This window comes from Kitasatospora sp. UYEF31 (assembly GCF_057291755.1).
This window is the reverse complement of the sequence record NZ_JBXAWK010000029.1, coordinates 1-26364: the sequence shown is the minus strand read 5'-3', so window position 1 is coordinate 26364 and position 26364 is coordinate 1. Positions and strand designations below refer to the sequence as shown.

Below are 26364 nucleotides of genomic sequence, written 5' to 3'. Positions count from 1 at the left end.
TTTTCTGCCCTGAGCTGCCGACTTGATGTGAAAACTGACTTGATGTGAAAACTGACTTGGTTTGAAAACTCACTTGGTTTGAAAACTCACTTGGTTTGAAAACTCACTTGGTTTGAAAACCGACTTGATGTGAAAACCAAAAAGCCACCCGAACGAAAGGAGGGGGGACGCCATGAGCACTAAGGACTACCTCGAAAAGGACTTCTACAAGGTCCTGGGCGTCCCCAAGGACGCCACCACCGCGGACATCAAGAAGCGCTACCGCAAGCTCGCCATCGAGTTCCACCCGGACAAGAACAAGGGCGACGCCAAGGCGGAGGAGCGCTTCAAGGAGATCTCCGAGGCGTACGACGTCCTCGCGGACGACAAGCGCCGCAAGGACTACGACGAGGCGCGCACCCTGTTCGGCGCCGGTGGCAACGGCGGGTTCCGCATGCCGACCGGCGGTGGCGGCGCGGGCGGCCCCGGCGGCTTCCACTTCGACCTCGGTGACCTCTTCGGCGGCGGGGGCGGGCAGCCCGCCGGCGCCGGTGGTGTCGGCGACCTGTTCGGTGGCCTGTTCGGCGCGGGCCAGGGCCCGCGGACGACGACCCGGCAGGGCCCGCGGCGCGGCACGGACATCGAGTCTGAGGTCGGCATCGCCTTCACCGACGCGGTGGACGGCGCGACTGTGCCGATCCGGATGACCACCGCCGAGCCGTGCGAGCACTGCAACGGCACCGGCGCGGCGGCCGGCACCATGCCACGCACCTGTACGACCTGTGGTGGTTCCGGGCACACCGCCAGCAACCAGGGCGGCTTCGGGCTCTCCGAACCGTGCAGGGACTGCAAGGGGCGCGGCCTGAAGGTCGACAACCCGTGCATCGTGTGCCACGGCAGCGGGCGGGCCAAGAGTTCCAAGACCATGCAGGTGCGCATCCCCGCCGGGGTCAAGGACGGGCAGCGCATCCGGCTCAAGGGCAAGGGCGCGCCCGGCGAGCGTGGCGGCCCGAACGGTGATCTGTACGTGACGGTGAAGGTCAAGGAGCACCAGGTGTTCGGCCGGAAGGGCGACAACCTGACGTTGACGCTGCCGGTCACCTTCCCCGAGGCGGCTCTCGGCGCGGAGGTCCAGGCACCCACCCTCGGCGGACCCCCGGTGACCCTGAAGCTCCCGGCCGGCACGACCAACGGCCGAACCCTCCGGGTGCGCGGGCGCGGCGCGGCGCGCAAGGACGGCACCCGCGGCGATCTGCTGGTCACCATCGAGGTCGCCGTACCGCAGAACCTCGACTCCAAGGCGAAGCAGGCCCTGGAGGACTACCGTGACGCGACGGCCGACGACGACCCTCGTGCCGATCTGATGGGCCGCGCGAAGGGGGAGTGACATGCACTCTGGACGGATGGGACCAAGTCCCTTCGGCACGGGCCGCGGCGGCTACGAGGTCGATGAGACGACCGCGGTGTACGTGATCTCGGTGGCCGCCGAACTGTCCGGGCTGCACCCGCAGACCCTGCGGCAGTACGACCGGCTCGGGCTCGTCTCCCCGGGCCGCGCTCCCGGCCGCGGCAGGCGCTACAGCGCCCGCGACATCCTCCAACTGCGCGAGGTGCAGCGCCTCTCCCAGGAGGAGGGCATCAACCTCGCGGGGATCAAGCGGATCCTCGAACTGGAGAACCACGTCGTCGCGTTGCAGATGCGGGTGGCAGAACTGGAGTCCTCCGTACAGGTGGGCCTGAGTCAGGCCGCCACCGCCGTCCGCGACGCCACCGCGCAGGTCCACGCCTCGTACCGCCGTGACCTGGTCCCGGTGGAGCGCCCGACGGCGCTGGTGGTCTGGAAGCCGCGCAAGAAGTAGGCGTCCTCCCGGGTGAAGCTGCTTCCCAGTGATCCAGCTCTCGCATACTCTCTGGCCCACGCACGTGGGGTTACCGGTGGGTTTTCTACAGAGGGCGGGGCGATGGAGCCGAACAGGCGCGACGTACTGAGGCACTCGACACTGGGGGCCGCCGCAGTAGGGGCGGCGGCGCTCGGCATGGCCGGGTGTTCGGACAGCGGCGACAAGGCGAAGGCCGGTCCCACGACGGCCAAACCGGCACCGACCACCTCGGGGGCGGTGTCGAACGCGATGCCGGCGAAGACCACCGCCGAAGGCACGCTCCTGCTCGACGCACCGGGCGCCGGCGGCTATAAGAAGGTCAAGGCCGGACCGCCTGAACCACACGTGGTCCGCAGTGAGTTGGCGCCGAGCGCCGGTGACCGCAAGGGCCGCGTGCCGCTGCTCGCCTTCGCCCAGCTGTCGGACCTGCACATCGTCGACCACCAGTCGCCGGCCCGGGTGGAGTTCCTCGACCGGCTCGACGACCCGGGGGAGCCGCTGGCGAAACTGCTGCCGTTCCAGGGGGCCTACCGGCCGCAGGAGATCCTCAGCGCCCAGGTCGCCGAGGCCATGGTGCGGGCGGTCGCCGCAGTGGGCAAGGGGCCGGTCACCGGCGGGCAGCTGGCGTTCACCATCGTCACCGGGGACAGCGCCGACAACTGCCAGTTCAATGAACTGCGCTGGTACATCGACCTGTTGGACGGCGGGCGGATCACCCCGGACTCGGGTGACCGGGGGAAGTACGAAGGGGTGGCCGACGCCGTCGCGTACGACGAGCGCTACTGGCACCCGGACGGCACCGTGGTCAACGGCAAGAAGGACTTCGCCCACGAGAAGTACGGCTACCCCGACGTGCCCGGCCTGCTCGACGCGGCCCGGCGGCCCTTCCAGGCGACCGGGTTGAAAATGCCGTGGTTCGCCGCGTACGGAAACCACGACGGTCTGGTGCAGGGGAACTTCCCGGCGGACGACACCATCAAGGCCGCGGCGGTCAGCGGGAACAAGGTGATCGCGCTGCCGCCGGGGCAGAACATCGTGCCGCTCGCGCTCGGCCTGCAGAACAACGACCCCACGGCGGTCAAGACGCTGCTCAGCGGTCCTTCGCGGCCGGTCACCGCAGACCCGGACAGGAGGGCGGTCAGTCGCAAGGAGACCATCCAGGAGCACTTCAAGACCACCGGCATGCCGGCCGGGCACGGCTTCAGCCAGTCCAACGTCGATTCGGGTACGGCGTACTACGCGGTCGACCACGGCAAGGTGCGCTGCCTGACCCTGGACTCCGTCAATATCAACGGTGGCAGCGAAGGCTCCCTGGACCAGGAGCAGTTCGGGTGGCTGGAGAAGCAGCTGACGGACGCGAGCTCGGTCTACCTCGACGCGCAGGGCAAGAAGGTCGACCAGAAGAAGGACGACCGGCTGTTCATCCTGTTCTCGCACCACACCACATGGTCGATGGACAACATCACCATGGGGCCGGACAAGAAGCCGCGGGTCCTCGGCAAGCAGGTGGCCGACCTGCTGCTGCGCTTCCCCAACGTGATCGCCTGGGTCAACGGGCACACCCACTCCAACAACGTGCGTCCGCACCCGCGCCCGGCCGGCGGCCCGGTGCCCGGCGGGTTCTGGGAGGTCAACACCGCGTCGCACGTCGACTGGCCGCAGCAGGCCCGCATCGTTGAGCTCGCCGACAACAAGGACGGCACGCTGTCGGTGTTCGGCACGCTCATCGACAGCGTGGCTCCGGCCTCGTACGGCGGGAAGACCGACGACCCGATCGCCCTGGCGGCGCTGTCCCGCGAGCTGGCCGGCAACGACTGGCATGAGCGCAAGGGCGCGGAGAGCGAGAAGCTCGACCCGGCCGCGGACGGCCGCCGCGGCAAGCCGGCGGACCGGAACGTGGAACTGCTGCTGCCGACGCCGGGCTGGCTGAAGAGCTGAAGAGCTGAGGACTGAGGTCAGGTACGGGTTTTCTTCGCCGGGGCCGGGGTGTCACCGAGGAATCGGTAGACGACGTTGGGGCCCCGGCGGGGACTGTCCTCCTCGAAGTCGATGACTCCGCGTTTGCGCAGGCTGGTCAGCCGGTTGCGGGCGGTGGAGGTGTCGCAGTCGAGGTAGTCGCGTACGTCCTCGTTGGTGATCCGGTGGTGGCGGCGGAGGTACGGTTCCACTGCTTCAGGGTCGCGCTGTAGTCGTTCGGAGACGCTGGCAGCGGTGACGGTCCGTGAGTTCCGGAGGGCGGTGAGGATGGTCACTACGTCCACACTTTCACGGAACTTCTGAGGAAACCTGTCGTGATCGGCGACGTAGCGGGCGAAGGATTCGTCACCGCGGCCACCGAAGAAGGTGACCTTGAAGTTCGTGCAGTCCTGGAACAAAGGCGGCTCTTTCCCCATCCAGGCGACTTCTTTGAAGACCCGGTCGAGGCCGAGTCCGGCAGCCTCCGCCAGTTGTAGGCGGGCCAGGTTCTCGGACAGTAGACGGTTGCGGGGCTGAGCGGCATCGTGGAGGAGCCGGTCGATGTGCAGTGTGGGCAGGAGCCCGCCTGGACTAGCGATCTCAAGGCTCTGAGCGGAATGAACGATGTCGATGACACCGGGAACCTCCCAGTCCCGGTGCGTGAAAGCGTTGGCGACAACCTCGCGGACGGCTCGTTCGGGGTAGTCCACGACTTCCGATTGGAAGGCGCCGATGAGAAAGAATTGGGAATTGGCCAGTGTGGTGATCCTCATCGTGATCTCATCGATGAGGGAAACCAGCGGCTTCTCGGTTTCGTACCGGCGGATGAGCAGTCGAGGAGCGCCTGTGACTGGGCGGGTCTGCAAGTTAACGCCCCAGTGATAGATCTCGTCGCGAAGCGCTTCGGCAGTGCCGTAAAGCAGAATTCCGGCACGGGTCACCCTGTCCTCAACAAGGAGCTTGGTGGCACGGCAGAACTCTGCCGGAGCTTTCTCGGCTAGGTCCTGTCTGGAATTCGGATCATGAATTCGGCGCGATGCTGCGGAGCCAGAGCATCGCGCCGCACAGGTGGAGTCCGGCTTCGTAGCTGGCTGGGGTCTTGTCGTAGCGGGTGGCGATGCCGCACCAGTTCCGTAGTCGGTTGATGCACCGCTCCACGGGGATGAGATCGAGGAGGGGATGCCGTCGATCTGCAACTTAGAGTGCATCGGTGAATGCTACGAGTAATGATTCCTGGGATCAAGCTCGTTCGGATCAGACCGGCAGTGCGAAGGCGACATCCTTCAGGCGCGCCCCAGCGCCCGCCGCACCGTGATTTCAATCAGTACCCGCTCCGGATTCGGGGCCGGTGTCCGTCCGTACCGCTCCGCGTAACGCGAGACCGCGTCAGCCACCAGATCCGGCTCCGTACGCATCACCGCCGTCCCCTCCAGCGTCGCCCAACGACGCCCGTCCACCTGACACACGGCCACCTTCCCGCCCGGCGACAGCGCCACGTTGCGCGCCTTGCTGCTGCCGCGCCCGGTGATGACGCGCGCGATGCCCGTCCCGGTGTCGTAGGTGACCCCGACCGGGACGACGTGCGGAGAGCCGTCCTTCCGGAGCGTGGTGAGCGTGCACAGGTGGTACTCGCGCCAGAAGTCGATGTACGCCTGTTCCGGGGCCTTCGGGTCGCGGGGTGCCGCAGCGATAGTCATGGACAGGAACGGTAGTGGGGACCCGGCGCGGGCAGCATCAAGGCAGCCGCGGCGGCGTGGTGAAAGTTGAGTGGAATAGACTCAACTTATCCGCCGTTATTGCATACGGAAGCCGTTCGGAAGCCGTTCGGAAGCCGTTCGGAACCCGTTTGGAAGGGAAGGTCGGGCCAGTAAATGGATGCAAACAAGCTCACCACCAAGAGCCAGGAGGCTCTCTCCACCGCCGTGCGCAAGGCGGCTGCGTCGGGGCACCCGCAGGTGGAGCCCGCGCATCTCCTGCTCGCTCTGCTCGACCAGCCCGAGGGCGCGGCGCCCGCGCTGCTCACCGCCCTGGGCGCGGAGGTCAATCAGCTCCGCACCCAGACCGCCGCGGTCCTCAACGCACTGTCGTCCGCGCAGGGTTCGACGGTGAACGCGCCGGGCTTGTCCCGGGAGGCGATGAACGCGCTGACCCAGGCGGGCGAACGCGCCGAGAAACTCGGCGACGCGTACATCTCCACCGAGCACCTGCTCGTGGGGCTCGCCGCGGGCTCAGGACCGGTCGCCGACCTGCTCAAGCAGCACGGCGGCTCCCCGCAGAACCTGGTCGACGCCTTCAGCAAGATCCGCGGCAGCTCGCGGGTCACCTCGCAGGACCCGGAGAGCACCTATCAGGCCTTGGAGAAGTACGGCCGCGACCTCACCGCCGAGGCCCGCGACGGCAAGCTCGACCCGGTCATCGGCCGCGACAGTGAGATCCGCCGGGTGGTGCAGGTCCTGTCCCGGCGTACGAAGAACAACCCCGTGCTCATCGGCGAACCGGGCGTCGGCAAGACCGCCGTCGTGGAAGGGCTCGCCCGGCGGATCGTGGCGGGGGACGTCCCCGAGAGCCTGCGGAACAAGCGGCTCATCTCCCTCGACCTGGGCGCCATGGTCGCCGGTGCCAAGTACCGCGGTGAATTCGAAGAGCGCCTCAAGGCCGTACTGACCGAAATCAAGGACAGCAACGGCGAAGTCGTCACGTTCATCGACGAGTTGCACACCGTCGTGGGCGCCGGGGCCGGCGGCGAAGGGGCGATGGACGCGGGCAACATGCTCAAGCCCATGCTGGCCCGCGGCGAACTGCGGATGGTCGGCGCCACCACGCTCAACGAATACCGCAAGTACATCGAGAAGGACCCGGCCCTGGAGCGCCGCTTCCAGCAGGTCTTCGTGGGCGAGCCGAGCGTGGACGACACGATCGCGATCCTGCGCGGCCTCAAGTCGCGGTACGAAGCCCACCACCAGGTCCAGATCGCCGACTCCGCGCTGGTCGCCGCCGCCGCGCTGTCGGACCGCTACATCACCGCGCGCTTCCTCCCGGACAAGGCCATCGACCTCATCGACGAGGCCGCGTCCCGGCTGCGTATGGAGATCGACTCCTCACCCGTCGAGATCGACGAACTCCAGCGCTCCGTCGACCGGTTGCGCATGGAGGAGCTCGCGCTGGAGAAGGAGACCGACGCGGCCTCCGTGCAGCGCTTGGACAAACTGCGCAAGGACCTCGCCGACAAGCAGGAGAAACTCAACGCGCTGACCGTGCGCTGGCAGCAGGAGAAGGCCGGCCTGAACAAGGTCGGCGACATCAAGAAGCAGCTCGACGAAGCCCGCAGTGAGGTCGAAGTCGCCGAGCGCAACGGGGACTTCGAGGCTGCGTCCAAGTTGCTCTACGGACGCATCCCCACCCTGGAGAAGGAACTCGTCGAGGCCGCGCAGTCCGAGGCCCACCAGCAGAACACCATGGTCAAGGACCAGGTCGGCCCCGACGACGTCGCCGACGTGGTCTCCGCCTGGACGGGGATCCCCGCCGGGCGGCTGCTCGAAGGCGAGCGCGGCAAGCTCCTGCGCATGGAGGACGAGCTCGGCACCCGGCTGATCGGCCAGAAGACCGCCGTCGCGGCCGTCGCCGACGCGATCCGCCGTTCCCGCTCCGGCATCGCCGACCCCGACCGGCCTGTCGGCTCGTTCCTCTTCCTCGGCCCCACGGGCGTCGGAAAGACCGAACTAGCCAAGTCGCTCGCGGACTTCCTGTTCGACGACGAGCGGTCGATGGTACGGATCGACATGTCCGAGTACGGCGAGAAGCACAGCGTCTCCCGTCTCGTCGGAGCCCCGCCCGGCTATGTCGGTTACGAGGAGGGCGGGCAGCTCACCGAGGCCGTACGGCGTCGCCCGTACTCCGTCATCCTGCTCGACGAGGTGGAGAAGGCCCACCCCGAGGTCTTCGACATCCTCCTCCAGGTCCTGGACGACGGGCGCCTGACGGACGGTCAGGGCCGTACGGTCGACTTCCGCAACGTCGTGCTGATCCTCACCAGCAACCTGGGCTCGCAGTTCCTGGTCGACCAGACGATCGACAAGGACACGCAGCAGGCCGCCGTGCTTGAGATGGTGCGGACCGCGTTCAAGCCCGAGTTCCTGAACCGGCTCGACGACATCGTGGTCTTCGACGCCCTGGGCCTGGACGACCTCACCCACATCGTCGACCTCCAGGTGCTGCGGCTCGCCAAGCGCCTGGGGGAGCGGCGGATCGCGCTCAAGGTGACCGACGCGGCCCGCGAGTGGCTGGCGCTGACCGGCTACGACCCGGCGTACGGTGCCCGCCCGTTGCGCCGCCTGGTGCAGACGGCGATCGGCGACAAGCTGGCCCGGGCGCTCCTTTCCGGCCACATCAACGACGGTGACACGGTGCTGGTGGACCGGGACGGAGACCTGGACCAGTTGACCGTACGGCCCGCAGGGAGCGCCGAGGCGTCCTGACCGGCTTTTTGGACAGCCGTTTCGGCCTCGTCCCCCATCTGGGGGACGAGGCCGTCGGCATTTCCCTGTACAGGGCAGGTAGGACGTGGGGACCGTCGTTCGAGCGTCCCCCGGGGCGGGTAGCGTAGGGATACGGCCGCAGGGGGCGTGCGGCGGGGAGTCGGCGCGTACTGCCTGCGCAGCGGTGTCGCAGTGTTCAGTTCACGTTTTCCAAGTGTTTCAAGTGTTCAAGGGGAGGACGCGGTGACCGACGAACGTCCTTGGCAGCCGGTGCCCGGACCAGGGGCGATGCCTGTGGAGCTCACCCGGGAGCTCGTGCAGTCGGTCCTGGAGGAACTGGACCTCGTGACCGAGGTCGAGTCGGGCGGCATCCTGGGGTTCTGGGACGGCTGCCGGATCTTCTTCATGACGGTCGGTGAGCACCAGGACGTCTTCTCCACAACCGTTTACCTGGACCGCCGTTTCCCCATCGAGGAGCGCACCCGGGTCCTGGAACTGCTCGACGAGTGGAACCGCACCCGCTACTGGCCCAAAGCATTCGCTGAAACGCTCGACGACGGCCTGGTGGGGATCACCGGCGAGGCCCAGCTGGACTGCGAGCCGGGTATCAGCCGGGACCTCCTGCTGTTCACCGTCCGCCGGTGGATCGGCACTTCGCTGTCGCTGCGCGACTGGATGGCCCAGCAGATGGCCCAGCAGATGGCCACCGAAGGCGGCGGCCCCGGCGGCAGCCCGGCCGCAGGCGGCCCGGTTGACGGCAACACGGTTGAACGCGGCACGGTTGAACGCGGCACGGTTGAACGCGGCACGGTTGAACGCGGCACGGTCCACGACAGCACGGCTGAGGACAGTGCCGCCGAAGACAGCACGGAGGGGGATTCGTGACCGCCGGCATGGGATTGCCCGTCCGCCCCGACCTGAAGTTGATCGAGGAGTTCCTGAAGGAATCCGGGCTGCGCTACTTCACTGACGACGAGGGCGACCTCGGGGCGTACTGGGAGGGGTACCGGGTCTACTTCATGCTCCTGGGCGAGGAGCAGGAGATCTACTGGGTCCGGGCCTACTACCACCGGCGGTTCCCGCTCGACCGCAAGGACGAACTGCTCGACGTGGTGAACGACTGGAACCGCACGCGGTACTGGCCGAAGGTCTTCACCCGTGTCCACGACGATCATCTGACGCTGGCGGCTGAGGCGTTGCTCGACTGTGAAGTGGGCATCGAACGGGCGCTGTTCTTCCACACCAACCGGTGCTGGCTGGGCACGATGCGGTCGCTGCGGGACTGGCTGGGCGAGCGGATGGGGCCGGAACTGTGAGCGGCGACGAGGGCGCGGTCAGATCGGACGCGGGGCCCGTCACCCGCCCGACGGCCGAGCTGGTCAAGGGGTTCCTCGCGGAGCTCGACATCCGGCACTTCACCGACGACGAGGGCGACTTCGGCGGCTTCTGGGGCGGCGACCGGATCTTCTTCTTCCGCGGCGAGCGGGTGTACACCGTCCGCATCGACATGGACCGCAGTTTCCCCATCGAGGACAAACTGCGGCTGCTCGACCTGACGGACGAGTGGAACCGGCGGTACCGCTGGCCGAAGGCCTACACGGTGACCGGCGACGACGGCCGGGTGCGGGTCAGCGCCGAGTCGCAGATCGACTGCGAGTACGGGCTGACCCGCCACTACCTGTTGAACTTCACCAGGGACTCGATCAGCCGGAACCTGGACTTCGTGCACTGGATCCTGGAGGAGCTGATCCGGGCCAAGCAGGCCCTTGAGTCGGAGGACCTCGGCGACTAGATGATCGATTCCAAGGGGTCGGCGGTCGTAGGCGGCCTGCGTTCAGCGGGTGGGACCCTTCCGGCCGGCCTTCTGTGTGGTCGCGCACCAACGTGACGTCCTTTTCCCGCCAGCAACCGTCCGTGCGTCGATCCAGCATGGGCACATGACCAGATACACCGTGCGCCCGTTGACACAGTCGTCCTGAAGGCACTGCGGGTCATCGATGACGCGGGCCGTCCCTGCGCCCCGTTCATCGCGACCGGCGAGGACATGGGATCTCCGCTGCGCTGTTGCCTGCGCCCCATCACGCTCGGCGAGCGGATCGCCCTTGTTTCGTACGCCCCGTTGCGTCGCTGGGCGGCCACGAAGGGTGCGGATCCGGGCGCGATGACGAACAGGGTGCCGTCTTCATCCACGCCGACGCTCTCCCCGCCCCATTCCCCCCGCACGAACACAAGACTGGCCCCACTCCACCCGGAGCGGGGCCAGAACCCAGGATTTTCAGGAGCGTTCCAGGGCGCGGGGCCTTACGCGGGCTGGTCCTCGTCGCGCTTGACGGAGTCCGGGGTGAACCCGGGGAGGCAGACGGCGATGTAGTCCGCGCCTTCGGCGTTGCGGGTGCTGTAGCGGACCCACTCCCCGGCCCGGGTGTGGATGCCCTGGCCGGCCCCGACCTCGATGACGGCGATCGTGCCGGAGTCATCCGTACCGTCGGCTGGTTTGTGCTCGACGGTCAGCATGCCGCGCAGTACAACGGTGTATTCGTCGAACTCCGGCGTCTGGCCGGGCTCGGTCCAGCCGCCGGGGCTCGACATGTGGGCGATGCTGAGCTCGGACGTGCCGGTGTTGACCTGGCCGACGAACTCCCGGATGGTCTTCGGGATGTTCCCGGCGGCTTCGACGATCGTGGGCTTCTCGATGAAGATGGGCATGCGGACATCATCGCCCATCGGCTTCGTCGCGGCTTGTCCACAATCTGTGGACGGCTGCGCCGGAGAACCGATGGAGTACGGGGAACCCCTTGCGAACCCGGACCCGTTGTGCGGCAAGGATGGTGACGAACCGTCAGCCATCCGGACATCCCGCCCGTCCGGACATCCAGAAAAGGGCGACCCGTGTCCGCGTTCCGGGTCACCGCTGAACCGCGGACCGTCCACACCCACCCAGACGCCGAGGCCCTCGAACGTGCCCCGGTGGGCCTCTGCCGGGCTGCCGTCGGCAAGATCGTTTCCGACGCCCGACTCACCCGCAGGGGTGGTACGGAGTACGAGTGACGCGTCCGGGGAGCGGTGGGGGAGGATGAACCCCAGAACCTGCCACTCCACACCAGAGGAACCTTCGCCATGACGATCGACCCGTCCTCGCTGCCGATGCCGACCTTCGTGCCGGCGGCACCGGTGATCAAGCCTTCCAAGGCGCTCATCGAGCAGGTGCTCACTGAACTGCAGGTCAACCACTTCACCGACGAAGAGGGCGACATCGGCGCCCCCTGGGACGGTTTCCGGGTCTACTTCATGCTGCGCGGCGAGCGCCAGGAGATCTTCACTGTCCGCACCTTCCTCGACCGTGAGTTCGAGGAATCCGAGCGTCCGATGCTGCTCGACCTGCTCGACGAGTGGCACCGCCAGTACTTCTGGCCGAAGGCGTACACCCACGTCCACGAGGGCAAGGTGCGCATCATCGGCGAGTCGCAGTTGGACTGCGAGCCCGGCATCAACCGTGAGCTGTTCCTGTTCACCACGCGGGCCTGGATCAGCACCTCGATCACCTTCTCGAACTGGCTGAACGAGAAGATCGACGGCCCGGTCGAGCCGGCCGAGGACGAGAAGCCTGCCGAGAGCTGAGCCGTGCGCGCAGCGACCGGGCGCGCGGACGCCCCGGACAGGGGCCTCCGCGCGCCCGGTCTTCTGTTCTGGACGGGCTGCTTCAGCCGAGTTCTTCAGCCGACTGGAACGATGGTCGTCGGGCCGCACCAACGCCCTGGCCCGGCACCGGGAGATCACCGCGCAGGGCTACGCGGGCTGCCACGGAATCGTCCGCGGCTACCTCAAGAAGCACCGTGCCATCCCGGGCGAACCGGCAGGGGAGGCCGCTCCGACCGTCCGCCAGGTCACCGCATGGATCATGCGGGACCCCGACGGGATGGACGAGGGCGCCGCCCGGCGCGTCAACAAGTGGGCTGCCTGGGCTGGACTTGGACTGCCCCGGTGTGCACGTACACGGCGGAGCCCCGGCCTGACCGTGCGTGTCCCGGGCGCTGAGATTAGCGTTTCCGCAGCTTGGACAGCCTTTCGATTGCTTCTTCTAGCACACTCATCCGCTTGCAGAACGCGAACCGCACCAGGTGCCGCCCCGCCTCTACGTCGTCGAAGAAGACCACCTCAGGCACCGCGACCACCCCGCACAGCGCCGGCAGCCGACGGCAGAAATCCAGCCCTTCGGTGTAGCCCAGGGGGCGGATGTCCGCGGTCGCGAAGTAAGTCGCCTGCGGCGTGAACACCTTGAGCCCGGCCGCCTCCAGACCGCCGACCAGCAGGTCCCGCTTGGTCCGCAGGTCGTCGCGGAGCCCGGTGAAGTACGCGTCGGGCAGCCGCAGCGCAAGCTCGACCGCCGGCTGGAACGGGCCGCCCGAGACGAAGGTCAGGAACTGCTTGGCCGTCCGTACGGCCGCCGTCAGCTCCGGGGCCGCGCACACCCAGCCGATCTTCCAGCCGGTGAAGTTGAAGGTCTTCCCAGCCGACGACACGGTCACCGTACGGTCCCGCATGCCCGGAAGCGTCGCCAGCGGGATGTGCTCCCCGTCGAACACCAGGTGCTCGTACACCTCGTCGGTGAGCACGATCAGGTCGCGCTCGACCGCGATCGCGGCGATCCCCAGCAGCTGCTCCCGGCCGAGCACCGTGCCCGTCGGGTTGTGCGGCGAGTTCAGGATGATCAGCCGCGTCCGGTCGTTGATCTTCGCCCGGAACTCGTCCAGGTCCAGGAAGAAACCGGTGCCCGCCGCGTCGGGACGCAGTTGCACGCCGACCCTGACACCGCCCGCCATCGCGATCCCGGCCGCGTACGAGTCGTAGAACGGCTCCAGCGCGACGACCTCGTCCCCGGGCTCCACCAGGGCGAGGAGCGTGGCGGCGATGGCCTCCGTGGCGCCGGTGGTGATCAGCACCTCGGTGTCCGGATCGAACGTCAGGCCGTAGAAGCGCTGTTGGTGCTCGGCGACGGCCGTACGGAGACCAGCCATGCCGGGCCCCGGCGGATACTGGTTGCCGACCCCGCTGCGCAGTGCCGCCACGGCGGCTTCGACGACCTCCGCGGGGCCGTCGGTGTCCGGGAACCCCTGCCCCAGGTTGACCGCACCGGTGGCGGTGGCCAGCGCGGACATCTCCGCGAAGATCGTTGTGCCGAGACCGGCCAGCCGGCGGTTCAGAAGCGGGCGCGATGAACTCATATCGGCGTACTCCTCCTTCATAACGTCCACGGTCACCCGTGTGAGGTAACAATATTCACTACTCGGGGTGACGACGAGCCGGCAATCGTCACCTACCGTGAATGCGCTCCCTATTCCTTCCCTGTCTGAGGTGATTCGGTGACATCCACGCCTGCGCTGGTCGGTCGATGCATGTGAACCTGGACATCCCGTACACCGATACCCGCGCGGACGCGTTGAGCTGGCATTTGAACCTGCGCCCGCTGCCGGCTCTGGCCGAGCGCGACATCGAACTGCCCGGCGACGCGAAGCTGAACCTGCGCCTGCTCGGCGCCTCCCACCAGGTGCTCCTCACCCAAGGGGACGAGTGGTGCTCGGAGACGGTGGCCTGCACGGGCGGCCGACGGCAGCCGCTGCCGGCCCGCGCTGCACAGCAGGTCGGGCGCTGGGAGTACGAGTTCACCGCGCTGACCCAGCACCTGGACACGCTGGACTTCGGCCGGAAGGTCGACAGTGTGGTCGCCGGTGTCCGGGCCCACCCGACGGGTCTGATCGGGGTCTACCCGGGCAGTCCGTACGCGGTGACCGCGCTCACCGCCGAGGTCCGTGACGGCGGCTCGGTCGACTGGTCGACCTGGCACACCTACCCGCAGGAAGGCCGCATTGTGATCACCCGTACGCACGCACATCCGATTGTGTGAACACGCGCGACGCTCGTTAGGCCAGACTTACCGCCGACCGGCACACGGAAAAGACGGACGGGGCGGGGCAGCATGAGCGATCTGATCGATGGTCTGGGACGGACACTCGCGTACGGAGGCGTCGGCATCGTGCTGATGGTCCTCGGTTTTGTCCTGGTGGACGTGCTCACGCCGGGCAAGCTCGGGCACCAGATCTGGATGCAGCGCAACCGGAACGCGGCCACCGTGCTCGCTTCGGCACTGCTCGGCGTCGGCGCGATCGTGACCACCGCGATCGCCACCACCTACGACGAGTTCGGCAAGGGCCTGGCCTCCACCGCGCTGTTCGGCGTTTCCGGGCTGGTCATGATGGCGATCGCCTTCTTGGTGCTCGACCTGGTCACCCCGGGCAAGCTCGGCGCGATCTGCGTCGAGGACGAACCGCACCCGGCGGTGTGGGTGACGGCGGCCTCACAGGTCGGCGTCGCCGCGATCGTCTGTGCCTGTATCGCTTAGCGCCGAGTGGGCCGGAAAGCACATCCCGCAGCGCGCGGAGCGTGTTTTCCGGCCTACCCGATGGTTGTTACCGGTTTGAGTGAACCTTCCCCGGATACCGGTGTTCCGCCGGAGTCTGCGCCTACCGTTCGGGCGTGACGCTGCTCGACCCGACCCCAGGCCCCGGCGCCACCCCCGCTGCCGCTGACTCCGCCGCACTGGCGCAGTTCAGAGCCCCGGTGCTGCCGCTCCCCGCAGGCCCCGCCCGATTCCTGGTGCTGTTCTCCGTACTCCTGTGCGCCGCCTGCGGACTCATCTACGAACTGGCGCTGACGGCGGTCGGCGGGCACCTCGGCGGCGACCCGGTCACGGAGACCTCGCTCGTCCTGTCCGTCATGGTCTTCGCCATGGGGGCCGGGGCGCTGGCCGCAAAGCCGCTGGCCCACCGGGCCGCCCCCGCCTTCGCCGCCATCGAACTGGCGCTCGCCGCCGTCGGCGGTACCTCGGGCACGATCCTCTACACCTCGTACATCTGGACGGGCGGCCACCGCCCCGCGCTGCTGGCCGTCTCCGCGGTACTCGGCCTGCTCATCGGTGCGGAGATCCCGCTCCTCATGACCCTGCTGCAGCGCATCCGCCGCCAGGACGCCTCCAGCGCGGTCGCCGACCTCTTCGCGGCGGACTACGTGGGGGCACTCTTCGGCGGGCTGCTGTTCCCCTTCCTGCTGCTGCCACACCTCGGAGTCATCCGTACGGTCGCGGTGACCGGCATGGTCAACGCGGCGGCCGGCACCCTGGTGGTTTTGTGGCTGTTCGTCGCCGACCTCTCCCCGCGGACCAGGGCGGCGTTGACGGTGGGTCTCTTCGCCGCACTGGTCCTGCTCGGCGGAGCGTGGAAGTGCGCGGGCGCGTTCGAGGACGTGGTGCACGAGAACCTGCGGCGCCATCCGCTGCCGGTCAACACCGATCCGTTGCTGGGCGACCGCTGTTCCGGGTGCTTCACCGGCGGTTCAGGTACACCTTGAACGCCGTGTGCAGCGCGGCGTTCAGCGGGAACTCCCACTCGCCCAGGCCCTCCACCGCCGTGCCGCCGGTGCCCAGTTTGAAGCGCAGCACCCCGAACCGGCGGTCCTGCGGATCGATCACCGGGCTGATACCGCGCATGTCGTAGACGGGCACCCCGGCCGCCCTGGCGTCGCACATCATCCGCCACTGCAACGCATGGCTGGGCCGCACTTCACGCAACCGGTCCGCGGAGCCGCCGGTCTGGTACCAGGCCCGGTCCCCGAGGCTGACCAGCGTGTGCGCGGCGAGGACTTCGCCCTGGTAGGAAGCCAGGTACAGCTGCATCCGGCCCGACTCCTCGGCGTTCTGCACGCGGTACTGCCGCTCGTAGTAGGACAGGGAGCGGCCGAGCCGGAAACCGTCCCGTGCCTCCGTCTCCCGCAGCAGCGCGTGCAGGGTCGCCATGTCCTCAGCGTCACCCACGGATATCTCCACGCCGGACGCCGCGGCCTTCTTGATGTTCCGGCGCCACTCCTGGTTGAGGCCCGACCGCAGATCGTCCTGGCTGCGCCCGGCGAGCGGGACACGGAACACGTACCGGGGCTGCGCGTCGCCGTCATCGTCGCCGGTCGGCCGCCAGCCCAGTGTGCGCAGCCGTTGGGCGACGGTGACGCCGACCGGATCGATCTCGTCGGGGGTGAGTTCGCCGAGCCGGGTGAAGCCTCGTTTGACCCCGGATTTGACTGTTTCCGCATGCCAGCTGCGGTGGTCGAGCGGCGGGCCCATCCGTACGGAGAAGACGTTCCGCGCCCGGAAGTGTTCGAGGAGCGGGGTCAGCCAGCGGGCCAGGTCCGGATCAGCCCAGTCGATAACCGGGCCTTCGGGGAGGTAGGCGAAGGAACGATTCGTCCGTGGGATCCGACGGTGCAGCACCAGGACGGTGCCGACCAGTGCGCCGGAGGTGTCCCACCAGCCCAGGCACTCCGGGTCCCAGTCGGGCTTGACGCTGCCCCAGGCGGGGGTCTGCAGGAAGGACACGCCGCCCCGGTCGCGCAGGAACGCCAGTTGCCGGGCCGGCGCGACGGGTGCCACGGTCAGTGCCGCGAACAAAGGCGGGGACGCCGCGGGGTGGTGTGGTGCGGGGCGGCGCGGCACCTGGGCGGGGGGGCTGTGGGACGCGGGTCCGCGGGGCGCGGGCCCACGGGTGGGGGGTCTCTCCGTCAGCGGTCCGGCCACGGGTGGGCTCCTGGGGTGTGGACGCAGACCACCGGCCTGCGGCGGGACTGTCCCGCACCTGGTTCCGACTCCGTACGGCCGTGGAATGTTTCAGCGTCCGGAGTGAAACCTTTTACGGCCGTACGAAGTCGGTGATCAGGAACAGGTGATCAGGAACAGGAGATCAGGAACAGGAGATCAGGAACAGATGATCAGGAACAGGAGATTTGGCGCTGGTCGTATACCTGGGATTCTATGTCTGTATTGCCCTATTTTTTCATGTAATGCATGAGTCGCCTGTTGTCTGAGTGGTCACATACCGTACGGGACCGCAGGGAAGACGGAACCGCAACCGGTTGTTGTTCGTCGTTACGAGGGTCGGTTCATCCGCAAAGGAGCTACTAGATGCGTGTTGTCGGATTGACGGTCAAAGCGGCTTCCGCCCGCCGAATAGGCGGCGCGGTCCTAGCCCTCGGCAGTCTCACGGTGCTTGCCGCCTGCGGCGGTGGATCCGCCGGAGCAGACGCCAAGAGCGGCGACAAGACCGCTTCCGACAACAAGGTGGACGACAAGAAGGCGCCGCCCGCGCCGGCGATCCTCGTCGACCCGGCGGACGGCAGTAAAGACGTCGAGAACAGCAAAGCCGTCGTGGTGACCGTCTCCGACGGAACCCTGGTCAAGGTCGACGTCGTCGGCGCCAGGAGCACCACGGGCAGCGCGAACACCACTGGCAGGCCGAGCGCCACGCCGAACGGCAGCGCCGCCGTCGAAGGTGCCGTCAATGACACGGGCAACTCCTGGACCTCCACCGGTCTGCTCGCCCCGACCACCGACTACACGGTCAACGCCGTGGTCAAGGACGGCAAAGGCAAGGAGAGCACCCTCACCTCGAAGTTCGTGACCAAGGTGGCCGACAAGACCAACAAGGTCACCATCGTCCCGTCCGGCGGCAGCGTCGTCGGCGTGGGCCAGCCGGTGTCCATGGCCTTCGACTACCCGGTGAAGAACAAGGCCGACATCGAGAAGAAGCTCAAGGTCACCACCACCCCGGAGGTCGAGGGCTCGTGGGGCTGGGTCAAGGACAAGGCAGGAAAGGACCGCGTGGACTGGCGGCCCAAGGAGTACTGGAAGCCCGGCACCAAGGTGAAGTTCGAAGCCAACGTGACCGGTGTGGACACCGGCAACGAGCGCTTCATGGTGCGTGACTACTCCTCCGAGTTCACCATCAGCGACACCGCCCGTGTCACCGTCATCGACGCGAACACCCACAAGGCCGTGGTGACCGAGAACGGTCAGACCGTACGGACGATGCCGGTCTCCCTCGGCTCGGCCCAGTACGCCACCTGGAACGGCAAGATGGCCGTGCTCGGCAAGCAGCCGAAGGTCCGGATGACGTCGGCGAGCGTCGGCATCGCCGACTTCTACGACCTTGAGGTCGACAACGCCGTCCACATGACCCAGTCCGGCACGTTCACCCACGACGCCCACTGGAACACCAACATCGGCTCGGCCAACACCAGTCACGGCTGCGTGAACCTGGGCACCGCGGACGCCAAGTGGTTCTACGACCGCGCGACCGTCGGCGACATCATCGAGGTGAAGAACGCCAAGGAGAAGAACGTCGACCCGGGCAACGGCTTCGGGGCGTTCACCCTCAGCTGGGACGAATGGAAGGCCAAGTCGGCGGTCACCACATCCTGACTGTCCTGACCTCCGGACCTGCGGAACCCTTGACCCGCTGAACGCCGGTGAGGCCCGTACGACCTGCTGCGAAGCGGGGCGTACGGGCCTCCCGCGTTTAGTCGTCGCCCGCTGCTTCGCCTACGCTCTTGTTTCATGAGCACCGACCGTGATGCCCTCCTGGAACAGATCAAGACCAAGGCCGTCGTGCACGGCAAGGTGACCCTTTCCTCCGGCAAAGAGGCCGACTACTACGTCGACCTGCGCCGGATCACCCTCGACGCGGTCGCCGCACCGCTCGTCGGCAAGGTGATGCTGGACGTGACCGCCGACCTCGAATACGACGCCGTCGGCGGGCTGACCCTCGGCGCCGACCCCGTCGCCGCCGCGATGCTGCACGCCGCCGCGGCACAGGGCCGTACGCTCGACGCTTTTGTCGTCCGCAAGGAAGGCAAGGCGCACGGTCTCCAGCGCCGCATCGAAGGCCCGGACGTGGCCGGCCGCCGGGTGCTGGCCGTCGAGGACACCTCCACCACCGGTGGCTCGGTGCTCACCGCCGTCGAGGCACTGCGTGAGGCCGGGGCCGAGGTCGTCGGCGTCGCCGTCATCGTCGAGCGCGGAGCCGCACCCGCCATTGAGAAGACCGGCCTGCCGTACTACATCGCGTACTCGCTGGACGATCTCGGTTTGTAGCCCTTTCGCTGCGTGTAACTGCTGGTAACTGTTTGATTCCGTTTATGGAGCCCTGTATGGGCCCTTTAGCGGCTTCTGTGAACGGCCGCACCTGTGATGCCAATCGCATCTACTGGTGCGGCCGTTGCTTTTCTTGGCCACTGGGATATCCTTCGAGCGCACTCGGCCTTGATTCTTGGGGAGGGCTGAGCCATTCCGTGGGGGGATGATGACTTTCCTGTACGAACTGCCGTGTTGTCGCGACGTGTTGCGCGCCGCCCGGATCTCCTGCATCCGCTGACGCCCGTCCCTGTTCAACCGGCTCCGCTGTGCGTCCCTCTGTACGCGGCGGGCCTTTCTCATTCGTACAGTTCCATCCCCGCAGTCCCCTGCCCTGCGTCCCATAGAGGTCTTCTTTCATGAAGCTCCACCGCAGTCTCGCCGTTGCCGCTGTTACGGCATTCGTCTCCTCCGCAGTGCTCGTCGCGGCCCCGGCCGCCATGGCCGCCGAGTCGGCGCCGCCGGTCGCTCCGTCGGCCCCCGCGACGGCCCCCGCGTCGACCACCCCCAAGGCTGACGAGCCGAAGCCCAGCGCGCCGGTTCCGGCTTCCACGCCGGCCTCCGCCAAGCCGGCCGCGACGGTTCCCGCCGCTGCGCCGCTGGCCCAGACCCCCGGTGGTTCGGCTGTCGTCCAGCCGACCCAGAACAAGGGCGACGGTCCCGAGGTCTCCCTCCAGGGTGTTCCCTCGGCCTTCGTCGCCGGTGGTGACGCGGCCACGTTCAGCACCCTGATCAGCAACAACAAGGGCAAGGACCTGGTCTACTCGCCGGCCGTGTCGCTGGTGTCGATCGACGGCAGCCTGAAGGCCTCCCAGGTCAAGCTCTCGTTCGTCAACCCGAAGACGGGCAAGTGGCAGGACGCCCAGATCGTGCAGGTCGACGTGGCCGTCGTCGCGATCTTCGGTCACGAGGACGCTGACGGTGTCGGCGCCGACTCGCTCTACGAACTGAAGAAGGACGCGAAGGCCAGCATCCAGGTCAAGCTCTCCTTCACCAAGGACGCGCCGCTCGGCAAGGGCCTCGGCCTCTACGCCGCGCTCTCCGCCGACAAGACGGACCAGAGCGGCGAGTTCCAGTACGACTCGTACAGCGACGCGTACATCTTCACCATCACCAAGGCCGGCGACAAGCCGACCGTCCCGGGCAAGGTGCCGGTCAAGCCGGAGAAGAAGCCGGTCAAGCCGAAGCCGGGTCAGTCGCTCGCCGAGACGGGTGCCGGTAACAGCAACTCCACCGCCATGACCGTCGGCATCGTCGGTGGCGTCGCCCTCATCGGTGGTGCGGGTGTGCTCGTCGCTCTGCGCCGTCGCAACAGCGGTGGCGCGGCTGCCTGATCCAGGCATCCCGCTTCACCTGCTGACGGAGTTTGAGTAGCTCTCCCCGGTACGACCCGCCGGGCCCAGTGAAGGTCCGGCACGACGGCCCGCTGTAAGCCTGCCGGGCAGACGGTGATGATCCGCGAATTGCCAGCCCCGGGGATGATGGTGCGGGCTTGTGTGATCTCGGCGGGTTCGGCGAGTTCCCGGAGGGAAACCCGCTTGTTCTCCGGCCACTTGACGCTGCCGATCGCGGTCATCATCGCTGGACGGCCTGCCCCGGCCAACGCAGAAGGGGCGGTGCTCACGCACCGCCCCTTCGCCGTACAGCTGTTGTGGAAGTCAGTCGCGCGGATTCGTGATCCGCGACTTCATCTGCTTGTGGGCGGGCACCTCGCCGCGCTTCTTCGCCTTCCGCTCCCGGACGATCTCGATGAGGATCGGCAGGATCGACACGAAGACGATCAGGACGATGCCCGGCAGCAGGTACTTGTCGATGCTGGTGCCGATCTTGGCGCCCAGCCAGTGGCCGAGCAGGATGATCCCGTCGGTCCAGACCAGGCCGCCGACGACGTTCCAGACGAAGAACGTGCGGGCCGGCATCTCCAGGACGCCCGCGACCGGGTTGAGGAACGTCCGCACGATCGGGATGAACCGGGCGAGCACCACAGCCTTGGCCGGGCCGAACTTCTCGAAGTAGTACTCGGCCTTGTGTACGTACTCCGGCTTGAAGATCTTCGAGTCGGGCTTGTCGAACATCTTGGCGCCGTATCTCGCGCCGAGCAGGTGTCCGAGCTGGGCTCCGGCGATCGCGCAGATCGGCGCGGCGATAAGAAGGACCGGCAGCGACATGCTGGTGCCGATGACTTCGTCAGCCACGCTCGACGTGGCGATACCGGCCAGGAACAGCAGTGAGTCGCCTGGGAAGAAGAACCCGACCAGCAGGCCCGTCTCGGCGAAGATGATCGCCAGGATGCCGATCAGACCGAAGGTCGCGATCAGCGATTTGGCGTCGAATACGTTGACGGCAAGGGAGGTGTAGTCCACATCCGCAGGGTAATGGTCTTCTCCAGTCGCCGTTACGCCCGCCTGGTCCTCCGAGTGTTCTGATCGTACGTGTGTTCAGTCCCGCGTACGGGCATGCTGATCCGCATGGAACGACTCGTGGTGATCGGCGGCGACGCCGCAGGCATGACAGCGGCCTCCCAGACCCGCAACCGGCGCAAGGATCTGGAGATCGTCGTCCTGGAACGGGGCACCCGCACGTCGTACTCCGCCTGCGGAATTCCGTACTGGATCGCCGGTGACGTCACGGACCCCGGGAAGCTGATCGCGCGCAGCCCCGAAGAGCACCGCAAACGGGGTCTGGACGTGCGTCTCGGCACCGAGGCCGTGGGGATCGACCTCGACCGCAGGGAGGTCTATGTACGGGACCTCAGCGCCGGAAAGGACTCCCGGGTCGGCTTCGACCAACTGGTCATCGCCACCGGGGCCACCCCCAGGCGCCCGCCCGTACCCGGAATCGACGCGCCCGGGGTGTGCGGCGTACAGACCCTGGACGACGGTCAGGCCCTGCTCGACCACCTGAACGCGCGGCACCGCACCGCCGTAGTGATCGGCGGCGGCTACATCGGCGTGGAGATGGCCGAGGCGATGTCCCGGCGGGGCCTGGAGACCACCGTCCTGGACCGGGGGGCGGAACCCATGTCCACCCTCGACCCCGACATGGGCACCCTCGTCCACAAGGCCATGGAGGACCTGGGCATCAACGTGGTCACCGGCGCTGACGTGCAGCGGGTGGAGACCGGCGAAGACGGCTGCGTCGTCGCAGTCCACACCGCGGACAAGCGCTACCCCGCCGACATCGTCGTTCTGGGGACGGGCGTACGGCCGAACACGGAACTCGCCAAAGAAGCGGGACTGCCGCTCGGTGACAGCGGCGGTATCCGCACCGACCTCCGGATGCGGGTCCTGCACACAGAGGGAATCTGGGCCGGGGGCGACTGCGTGGAAGTCCTCAACCTGGTTTCCGGGCGCTACATGCACGCCGCACTCGGCACCCACGCCAACAAGCAGGGCCGCGTCATCGGCATGAACATCGGCGGCGACTACGGCACCTTCCCCGGCATCGTCGGCACCGCGCTCAGCAAGGTCTGCGACCTGGAGATCGCCCGGACCGGACTGCGCGAGAAGGACGCCGAAGCCGCGGGGTTCGCTTACGTCACCGCGACCATCGAGTCCACCGGACGGGCCGGCTACATGCCCGGGGCCGCCCCGATGACAGTCAAAATGATGGCCGAACGCGGCACCGGACGGCTGCTCGGCGTGCAGATCGTCGGCCGCGACGGGGCCGCCAAGCGCATCGACACCGCCGCAGTCGCCCTGACGTACCAGGCGACCGTGGAGGAGATGACCGCCCTCGACCTCGGCTACGCCCCGCCGTTCTCCCCGGTGTGGGACCCCATCCTGGTGGCCGCCCGCAAGACCGCGCAGAGAGTGGCGGAAGCGCGCTGAACCAGCCCGGACAGAACATCAGAAACCGTACGTAACGGTCTTGCCAGTCAAGCGTGTTCGCGCCGCGGAGTGCCCATCGAACGAGTGGCCCGGGGTGCTGTACGGCACCGCGCAGTCTGCCAGGATGGTCGGCACGCGGGGATACGGCCCAAAGCGCCGAACCCTCATATCGCCGCAAGCTCGTTACGAGGAGCACACGCATGCCCATCGCAACCCCCGAGGTCTACGCCGAGATGCTGGACCGGGCGAAGGCAGAGCACTTTGCCTACCCGGCCATCAACGTCACTTCTTCGCAGAGCTTGAACGCAGCCCTGCGTGGCTTCGCCGAGGCGGAGAGCGACGGCATCATCCAGGTGTCCACCGGTGGTGCGGAGTACCTCTCCGGGTCGGTCAAGGACATGGTCGTCGGCTCGGTGGCCTTCGCCGAGTACGCGAAGGTCGTCGCCGCGCAGTATTCGGTCAACATCGCGCTGCACACCGACCACTGCCCCAAGGACAAGCTCGACGGCTTCATGCGCCCGCTGATCGACATCTCCGCGGAGCGGGTGAAGAAGGGCCTCGACCCGCTGTTCCAGTCGCACATGTGGGACGGCTCGGCCGTACTCCTCGAAGAGAACCTCCAGATCGCCCAGGAGCTCATCGCGAAGTGCGCCGCCGCGCGCATCATCATGGAGCTTGAGATCGGTGTCGTCGGTGGCGAAGAGGACGGCGTCACCCACGAGATCAACGACAAGCTCTACACCACCCCGGAGGACGCGCTGAAGACCGTCGAGGCCATCGGTCTCGGCGAGAAGGGCCGCTACATGCTCGCGGCCACCTTCGGCAACGTGCACGGCGTCTACAAGCCGGGCAACGTCCAGTTGCGCCCGTCGATCCTCAAGGACATCCAGGACGCGGTCACCGCGTCCTCCGGCAAGGAGCGCCCGTTCGACCTGGTGTTCCACGGCGGTTCGGGCTCCGCGCTCGAGGAGATCCGCGAGGCGCTGGACTACGGCGTGGTGAAGATGAACGTCGACACTGACACGCAGTACGCCTTCACCCGCCCGATCGCGGACCACATGCTGCGCAACTACGACGCGGTGCTGAAGGTCGACGGCGAGGTCGGCAACAAGAAGCTGTACGACCCCCGCTCGTACGGCAAGGCCGCGGAGACGGCGATGGCCGAGCGTGTGGTCGTGGCCTGCCAGGACCTGCGGTCCGCCGGCACCCGCATGAAGTAAGCGGTACGCCCTGCTCCAGTGCGGGTGCCCCGGTCCGATGCGGGCCGGGGCACCGGCATGTCCGGGCCACAATTCGGCCTGCCACTGCCACCACGTCATGGCGTATGAGCCGGGCAGGACAAGATAGGCCCATGACGATCGACCAGAACCTCTTCGGCGGACCCGACCCCACCTACCTGCCTGAGGAGACCGAGCCCCTCAATCTCCTCACCGACGGCGCCGACCCGGCCGAGGTGGCCGCGAAGTTCCCGACCTTCTCGCTCGCCTGGGCCGAACTCGCCGACGCCGCCTACGCCAAGGGCAACGTCATCGAGTCGTACGCCTACGCCCGCGTCGGCTACCACCGCGGCCTCGACTCGCTGCGCCGGGCCGGCTGGCACGGCCACGGCCCGGTGCCGTGGGAGAAGGATGCCAAATGTAACCCTGTACGGCTAAGCGTCTGACCTGCAACAACGACGCTGAGGCCGCCCAGGGTGGGGCGGAAGAGCGATGGAAGAAGCGACACAGGCCGAGCTGAGCACCGAAGAAGACTGGTTGACCCACTGGGCAGCGAAGATGCCTAAGAGGGGCGCACGATGGCACCTAGACCTAGCCCGCATCGTCACGGGCGCAGAGGTGCCCAGCAAGAACGGAAAGAAGAAGCCCCCTACGGGTTGAGGCTTGCTTCTACGCCAAGCATCAAAGAGCTCCCGTTGCAGGGGGCTCTTTTGCGTCGGCTTGAGTCTGTCCCATCGATGGGACAGACTTTTGATCATGCTGACGACACCGTGTCACCGTGTCGTCTCCCTACTCACCCGATGCGCACTACGCGCGTCGCCTTGAGATCGGACGGCAGGTGCGCGCCCTGCGGGTGGCGCGAGGGATGACACAAGAGCGGCTAGCCGAAGCTGCGGGGCTGCCTCGCAAGACGATCAACCACATTGAAGTTGCTGCGTATGCACCCAACGAGAACGCGCTCTTGTCGATCGCTGACGCGCTCGGTGCTCCCGCGCGGGATCTCTTCCCCTGACTCATGGTTGATGCCTGTAGGCGGGCGCGTGAGCGCCTGAGCGGCCCTTAAGTGACTTGCCGCATGGCTTGAGCAGAGCTTTGACACGCGGCACGCGTGTCAGCGAACATGTCGATACATGTACAAGGTGATCTGACAGGTTGGCAGGCACCTGCATTTTGCAGTTGAGGACTAGTCGTAGCCCTTGCACCCGTTCTACGCTCGGGGTCGATGTTCGGGGGAACGTGTGAGAGAGGTAGGTAGTACCGTGCCCACAAATCCTGTGACCGATGAAGAGATCCGGTCGCTAGTTGAGGGCCCGGGGGCCGGCCTATCACTCCGGCGGCAAGCAGGCATGTTGGACGTGCCAGCGAGCACTCTCATTAATCGCTTGCGCCGGATGCAGGGGAGTAACAGACTCAAGAGTCGGGCCGAGTATGAGAAGTGGCTCCCGGCGCGGGTCAACCCGGCGCACATGACCGCCGAGTGGCACTTGATGCTTAGATGTGCCGCGGATGTGGAAGCAGGCGAAACCGTCCACGCGAAGCGCGCTGCGCGGTTCGGAACGTTCAAAGAGTTGATGCATCACATGATCGTGACGTACGCCTATGACACGGGGTACGGTCTGGCGATACGGGAATCCGACGAAACGGGCTATCTGCGGCGCTAGCGGGACACGCAACTTTAAAGCAGCACCATTGGGAAGCCACAGACATACATGTCTGTGGCTTCTTGCTTGTAGTAGGGCAAAGCGGGCATGCGAGGAAAACTGAGAGGTTTTGTCTAAGTGGGACATTTTGTCTAGCGCTTCGGTGGTTGGCCGAATCGCACAGGTGATTGACGCAAAGTGAACGGACATCTAGCTTGTATGCGGGCGCACCAAACGTCGGGGTATGGGGTCAGACGTATGGGTGCCTGTGCGACCCTTTTGTAGTGACTGTTTTGGATGGTCGGTGAGCTGCGGTCTGGTGCGGAGTGGTCTTGCCTGGCCGGTAGATTGATCTTGTGACCGACGCTCAGCAGCAGCC

The 26364-nt window shown here is 67.1% G+C and carries 26 protein-coding genes and 1 pseudogene; 20 read left to right on the top strand and 7 right to left on the bottom strand.

The annotated features are described in order from the left end of the window. Window positions 1-172 precede the first annotated feature (172 nt). From dnaJ to AC0Z36_RS16300, 3 genes are all read left to right on the top strand, one after another. Window positions 173-1366: a molecular chaperone DnaJ gene (gene dnaJ / locus AC0Z36_RS16310; protein WP_485463610.1), complete on the top strand. Its 1194-nt coding sequence runs from the start codon at window positions 173-175 to the stop codon at window positions 1364-1366. A gap of 16 nt (window positions 1367-1382) precedes the next feature. Next, window positions 1383-1838, top strand: a complete 456-nt coding sequence (locus tag AC0Z36_RS16305; RefSeq protein WP_485463609.1) for a heat shock protein transcriptional repressor HspR — start codon at window positions 1383-1385, stop codon at window positions 1836-1838. 102 nt (window positions 1839-1940) lie between these two features. After that, entirely contained in the window at window positions 1941-3797 is a 1857-nt protein-coding gene (locus AC0Z36_RS16300; RefSeq protein ID WP_485463608.1) for a TIGR03767 family metallophosphoesterase, read from the top strand. Between the two features lie 17 nt (window positions 3798-3814). Here the strand turns inward: AC0Z36_RS16300 and AC0Z36_RS16295 are convergent, their stop codons facing one another. The 3 genes from AC0Z36_RS16295 to AC0Z36_RS16285 form a co-directional block, all read right to left on the bottom strand. Beyond that, entirely contained in the window at window positions 3815-4588 is a 774-nt protein-coding gene (locus tag AC0Z36_RS16295; protein ID WP_485463607.1) for an ATP-binding protein, read from the bottom strand. Between the two features lie 247 nt (window positions 4589-4835). Then, entirely contained in the window at window positions 4836-4973 is a 138-nt protein-coding gene (locus tag AC0Z36_RS16290; RefSeq protein WP_485463606.1) for a hypothetical protein, read from the bottom strand. A 125-nt stretch (window positions 4974-5098) separates the two neighbouring features. Next, the gene (locus tag AC0Z36_RS16285) at window positions 5099-5506 is read right to left on the bottom strand and encodes a pyridoxamine 5'-phosphate oxidase family protein (RefSeq protein WP_485463651.1); all 408 of its coding nucleotides are present in this window, start codon (window positions 5504-5506) and stop codon (window positions 5099-5101) included. Window positions 5507-5686: 180 nt separating this feature from the next. On the opposite strand from AC0Z36_RS16285, the gene clpB reads away from it, so the two are divergent. From clpB to AC0Z36_RS16265, 4 genes are all read left to right on the top strand, one after another. Then, entirely contained in the window at window positions 5687-8290 is a 2604-nt protein-coding gene (gene clpB, locus AC0Z36_RS16280) for an ATP-dependent chaperone ClpB (protein WP_485463605.1), read from the top strand. A gap of 243 nt (window positions 8291-8533) precedes the next feature. Continuing rightward, window positions 8534-9175, top strand: a complete 642-nt coding sequence (locus tag AC0Z36_RS16275) for a type III secretion system chaperone family protein (RefSeq protein WP_485463604.1) — start codon at window positions 8534-8536, stop codon at window positions 9173-9175. After that, window positions 9172-9606, top strand: a complete 435-nt coding sequence (locus tag AC0Z36_RS16270) for a type III secretion system chaperone family protein (protein ID WP_485463603.1) — start codon at window positions 9172-9174, stop codon at window positions 9604-9606. Before AC0Z36_RS16275 ends, AC0Z36_RS16270 begins: the two co-directional genes overlap by 4 nt. Further along, on the top strand, window positions 9603-10082 hold the full coding sequence (locus AC0Z36_RS16265) for a YbjN domain-containing protein (RefSeq protein ID WP_485463602.1): 480 nt from the start codon (window positions 9603-9605) through the stop codon (window positions 10080-10082). The genes AC0Z36_RS16270 and AC0Z36_RS16265 overlap by 4 nt, the downstream gene beginning before the upstream one ends. A gap of 509 nt (window positions 10083-10591) precedes the next feature. On the opposite strand, the gene AC0Z36_RS16260 is transcribed toward AC0Z36_RS16265, so the two are convergent. Then, a complete protein-coding gene (locus AC0Z36_RS16260) occupies window positions 10592-10996 on the bottom strand; it encodes a cupin domain-containing protein (protein ID WP_485463601.1) in 405 nt (134 codons plus the stop codon). Window positions 10997-11179: 183 nt separating this feature from the next. Between AC0Z36_RS16260 and AC0Z36_RS16255 the strand changes: the two genes are divergently transcribed. Both AC0Z36_RS16255 and AC0Z36_RS16250 read left to right on the top strand, forming a co-directional pair. Continuing rightward, window positions 11180-11338, top strand: a complete 159-nt coding sequence (locus tag AC0Z36_RS16255) for a hypothetical protein (RefSeq protein WP_485463600.1) — start codon at window positions 11180-11182, stop codon at window positions 11336-11338. Window positions 11339-11407: 69 nt separating this feature from the next. Next, window positions 11408-11908 carry a type III secretion system chaperone family protein gene (locus tag AC0Z36_RS16250; protein WP_485463599.1) on the top strand — a complete coding sequence of 167 codons (501 nt, stop codon included), beginning with the start codon at window positions 11408-11410 and terminating at the stop codon, window positions 11906-11908. Between the two features lie 419 nt (window positions 11909-12327). Here AC0Z36_RS16250 and AC0Z36_RS16245 read toward each other — a convergent pair whose 3' ends face one another. Then, window positions 12328-13512: a pyridoxal phosphate-dependent aminotransferase gene (locus AC0Z36_RS16245; RefSeq protein ID WP_485463598.1), complete on the bottom strand. Its 1185-nt coding sequence runs from the start codon at window positions 13510-13512 to the stop codon at window positions 12328-12330. A gap of 167 nt (window positions 13513-13679) precedes the next feature. Here AC0Z36_RS16245 and AC0Z36_RS16240 point away from each other — a divergent pair, with 167 nt between their 5' ends. The 3 genes from AC0Z36_RS16240 to AC0Z36_RS16230 all read left to right on the top strand — a co-directional run bounded on the left by AC0Z36_RS16240 (window position 13680) and on the right by AC0Z36_RS16230 (window position 15691). After that, complete coding sequence (locus AC0Z36_RS16240; protein ID WP_485463597.1) at window positions 13680-14192, top strand: DUF2617 family protein; 513 nt, start codon at window positions 13680-13682, stop codon at window positions 14190-14192. 72 nt (window positions 14193-14264) lie between these two features. Then, entirely contained in the window at window positions 14265-14687 is a 423-nt protein-coding gene (locus tag AC0Z36_RS16235) for a DUF350 domain-containing protein (protein WP_485463596.1), read from the top strand. Between the two features lie 134 nt (window positions 14688-14821). Further along, window positions 14822-15691, top strand: a complete 870-nt coding sequence (locus AC0Z36_RS16230) for a hypothetical protein (protein WP_485463595.1) — start codon at window positions 14822-14824, stop codon at window positions 15689-15691. On the opposite strand, the gene AC0Z36_RS16225 is transcribed toward AC0Z36_RS16230, so the two are convergent. Beyond that, complete coding sequence (locus AC0Z36_RS16225) at window positions 15666-16763, bottom strand: lipid II:glycine glycyltransferase FemX (protein WP_485463594.1); 1098 nt, start codon at window positions 16761-16763, stop codon at window positions 15666-15668. The genes AC0Z36_RS16230 and AC0Z36_RS16225 overlap by 26 nt on opposite strands. Before the next feature lie 528 nt (window positions 16764-17291). Here AC0Z36_RS16225 and AC0Z36_RS16220 point away from each other — a divergent pair. From AC0Z36_RS16220 to AC0Z36_RS16210, 3 genes are all read left to right on the top strand, one after another. Continuing rightward, a complete protein-coding gene (locus AC0Z36_RS16220; protein WP_485463593.1) occupies window positions 17292-18587 on the top strand; it encodes a L,D-transpeptidase in 1296 nt (431 codons plus the stop codon). A 135-nt stretch (window positions 18588-18722) separates the two neighbouring features. Beyond that, entirely contained in the window at window positions 18723-19259 is a 537-nt protein-coding gene (gene pyrE / locus AC0Z36_RS16215; RefSeq protein ID WP_485463592.1) for an orotate phosphoribosyltransferase, read from the top strand. A 398-nt stretch (window positions 19260-19657) separates the two neighbouring features. Then, on the top strand, window positions 19658-20632 hold the full coding sequence (locus AC0Z36_RS16210) for an LPXTG cell wall anchor domain-containing protein (protein ID WP_485463591.1): 975 nt from the start codon (window positions 19658-19660) through the stop codon (window positions 20630-20632). A gap of 324 nt (window positions 20633-20956) precedes the next feature. On the opposite strand, the gene AC0Z36_RS16205 is transcribed toward AC0Z36_RS16210, so the two are convergent. Continuing rightward, a complete protein-coding gene (locus AC0Z36_RS16205) occupies window positions 20957-21661 on the bottom strand; it encodes a DedA family protein (protein ID WP_485463590.1) in 705 nt (234 codons plus the stop codon). Window positions 21662-21766: 105 nt separating this feature from the next. Between AC0Z36_RS16205 and AC0Z36_RS16200 the strand changes: the two genes are divergently transcribed. The 5 genes and pseudogenes from AC0Z36_RS16200 to AC0Z36_RS16180 all read left to right on the top strand — a co-directional run bounded on the left by AC0Z36_RS16200 (window position 21767) and on the right by AC0Z36_RS16180 (window position 26006). After that, on the top strand, window positions 21767-23128 hold the full coding sequence (locus tag AC0Z36_RS16200; protein WP_485463589.1) for an FAD-dependent oxidoreductase: 1362 nt from the start codon (window positions 21767-21769) through the stop codon (window positions 23126-23128). Between the two features lie 200 nt (window positions 23129-23328). Beyond that, entirely contained in the window at window positions 23329-24348 is a 1020-nt protein-coding gene (gene fbaA, locus AC0Z36_RS16195) for a class II fructose-bisphosphate aldolase (protein ID WP_485463588.1), read from the top strand. A gap of 131 nt (window positions 24349-24479) precedes the next feature. Beyond that, a pseudogene (locus AC0Z36_RS16190) lies at window positions 24480-24758 on the top strand (DUF3151 domain-containing protein); the annotation flags it as partial. A gap of 365 nt (window positions 24759-25123) precedes the next feature. Then, a complete protein-coding gene (locus tag AC0Z36_RS16185; protein WP_485463587.1) occupies window positions 25124-25357 on the top strand; it encodes a helix-turn-helix transcriptional regulator in 234 nt (77 codons plus the stop codon). A 454-nt stretch (window positions 25358-25811) separates the two neighbouring features. Further along, window positions 25812-26006: a hypothetical protein gene (locus AC0Z36_RS16180; RefSeq protein ID WP_485463586.1), complete on the top strand. Its 195-nt coding sequence runs from the start codon at window positions 25812-25814 to the stop codon at window positions 26004-26006. Window positions 26007-26364: the final 358 nt, after the last annotated feature.

Excerpts from the sequence above, each read along its gene's own strand:
- dnaJ (WP_485463610.1), top strand. The coding sequence starts at position 173 with ATGAGCACTAAGGACTACCTCGAAAAGGACTTCTACAAGGTCCTGGGC.
- AC0Z36_RS16305 (WP_485463609.1), top strand. The coding sequence starts at position 1,383 with ATGGGACCAAGTCCCTTCGGCACGGGCCGCGGCGGCTACGAGGTCGAT.
- AC0Z36_RS16300 (WP_485463608.1), top strand. The coding sequence starts at position 1,941 with ATGGAGCCGAACAGGCGCGACGTACTGAGGCACTCGACACTGGGGGCC.
- AC0Z36_RS16295 (WP_485463607.1), bottom strand. The coding sequence starts at position 4,588 with ATGAGGATCACCACACTGGCCAATTCCCAATTCTTTCTCATCGGCGCC.
- clpB (WP_485463605.1), top strand. The coding sequence starts at position 5,687 with ATGGATGCAAACAAGCTCACCACCAAGAGCCAGGAGGCTCTCTCCACC.
- AC0Z36_RS16260 (WP_485463601.1), bottom strand. The coding sequence starts at position 10,996 with ATGCCCATCTTCATCGAGAAGCCCACGATCGTCGAAGCCGCCGGGAAC.
- AC0Z36_RS16250 (WP_485463599.1), top strand. The coding sequence starts at position 11,408 with ATGACGATCGACCCGTCCTCGCTGCCGATGCCGACCTTCGTGCCGGCG.
- AC0Z36_RS16245 (WP_485463598.1), bottom strand. The coding sequence starts at position 13,512 with ATGAGTTCATCGCGCCCGCTTCTGAACCGCCGGCTGGCCGGTCTCGGC.
- AC0Z36_RS16240 (WP_485463597.1), top strand. The coding sequence starts at position 13,680 with ATGCATGTGAACCTGGACATCCCGTACACCGATACCCGCGCGGACGCG.
- AC0Z36_RS16235 (WP_485463596.1), top strand. The coding sequence starts at position 14,265 with ATGAGCGATCTGATCGATGGTCTGGGACGGACACTCGCGTACGGAGGC.
- AC0Z36_RS16220 (WP_485463593.1), top strand. The coding sequence starts at position 17,292 with ATGCGTGTTGTCGGATTGACGGTCAAAGCGGCTTCCGCCCGCCGAATA.
- pyrE (WP_485463592.1), top strand. The coding sequence starts at position 18,723 with ATGAGCACCGACCGTGATGCCCTCCTGGAACAGATCAAGACCAAGGCC.
- AC0Z36_RS16210 (WP_485463591.1), top strand. The coding sequence starts at position 19,658 with ATGAAGCTCCACCGCAGTCTCGCCGTTGCCGCTGTTACGGCATTCGTC.
- AC0Z36_RS16200 (WP_485463589.1), top strand. The coding sequence starts at position 21,767 with ATGGAACGACTCGTGGTGATCGGCGGCGACGCCGCAGGCATGACAGCG.
- fbaA (WP_485463588.1), top strand. The coding sequence starts at position 23,329 with ATGCCCATCGCAACCCCCGAGGTCTACGCCGAGATGCTGGACCGGGCG.
- AC0Z36_RS16180 (WP_485463586.1), top strand. The coding sequence starts at position 25,812 with ATGACCGCCGAGTGGCACTTGATGCTTAGATGTGCCGCGGATGTGGAA.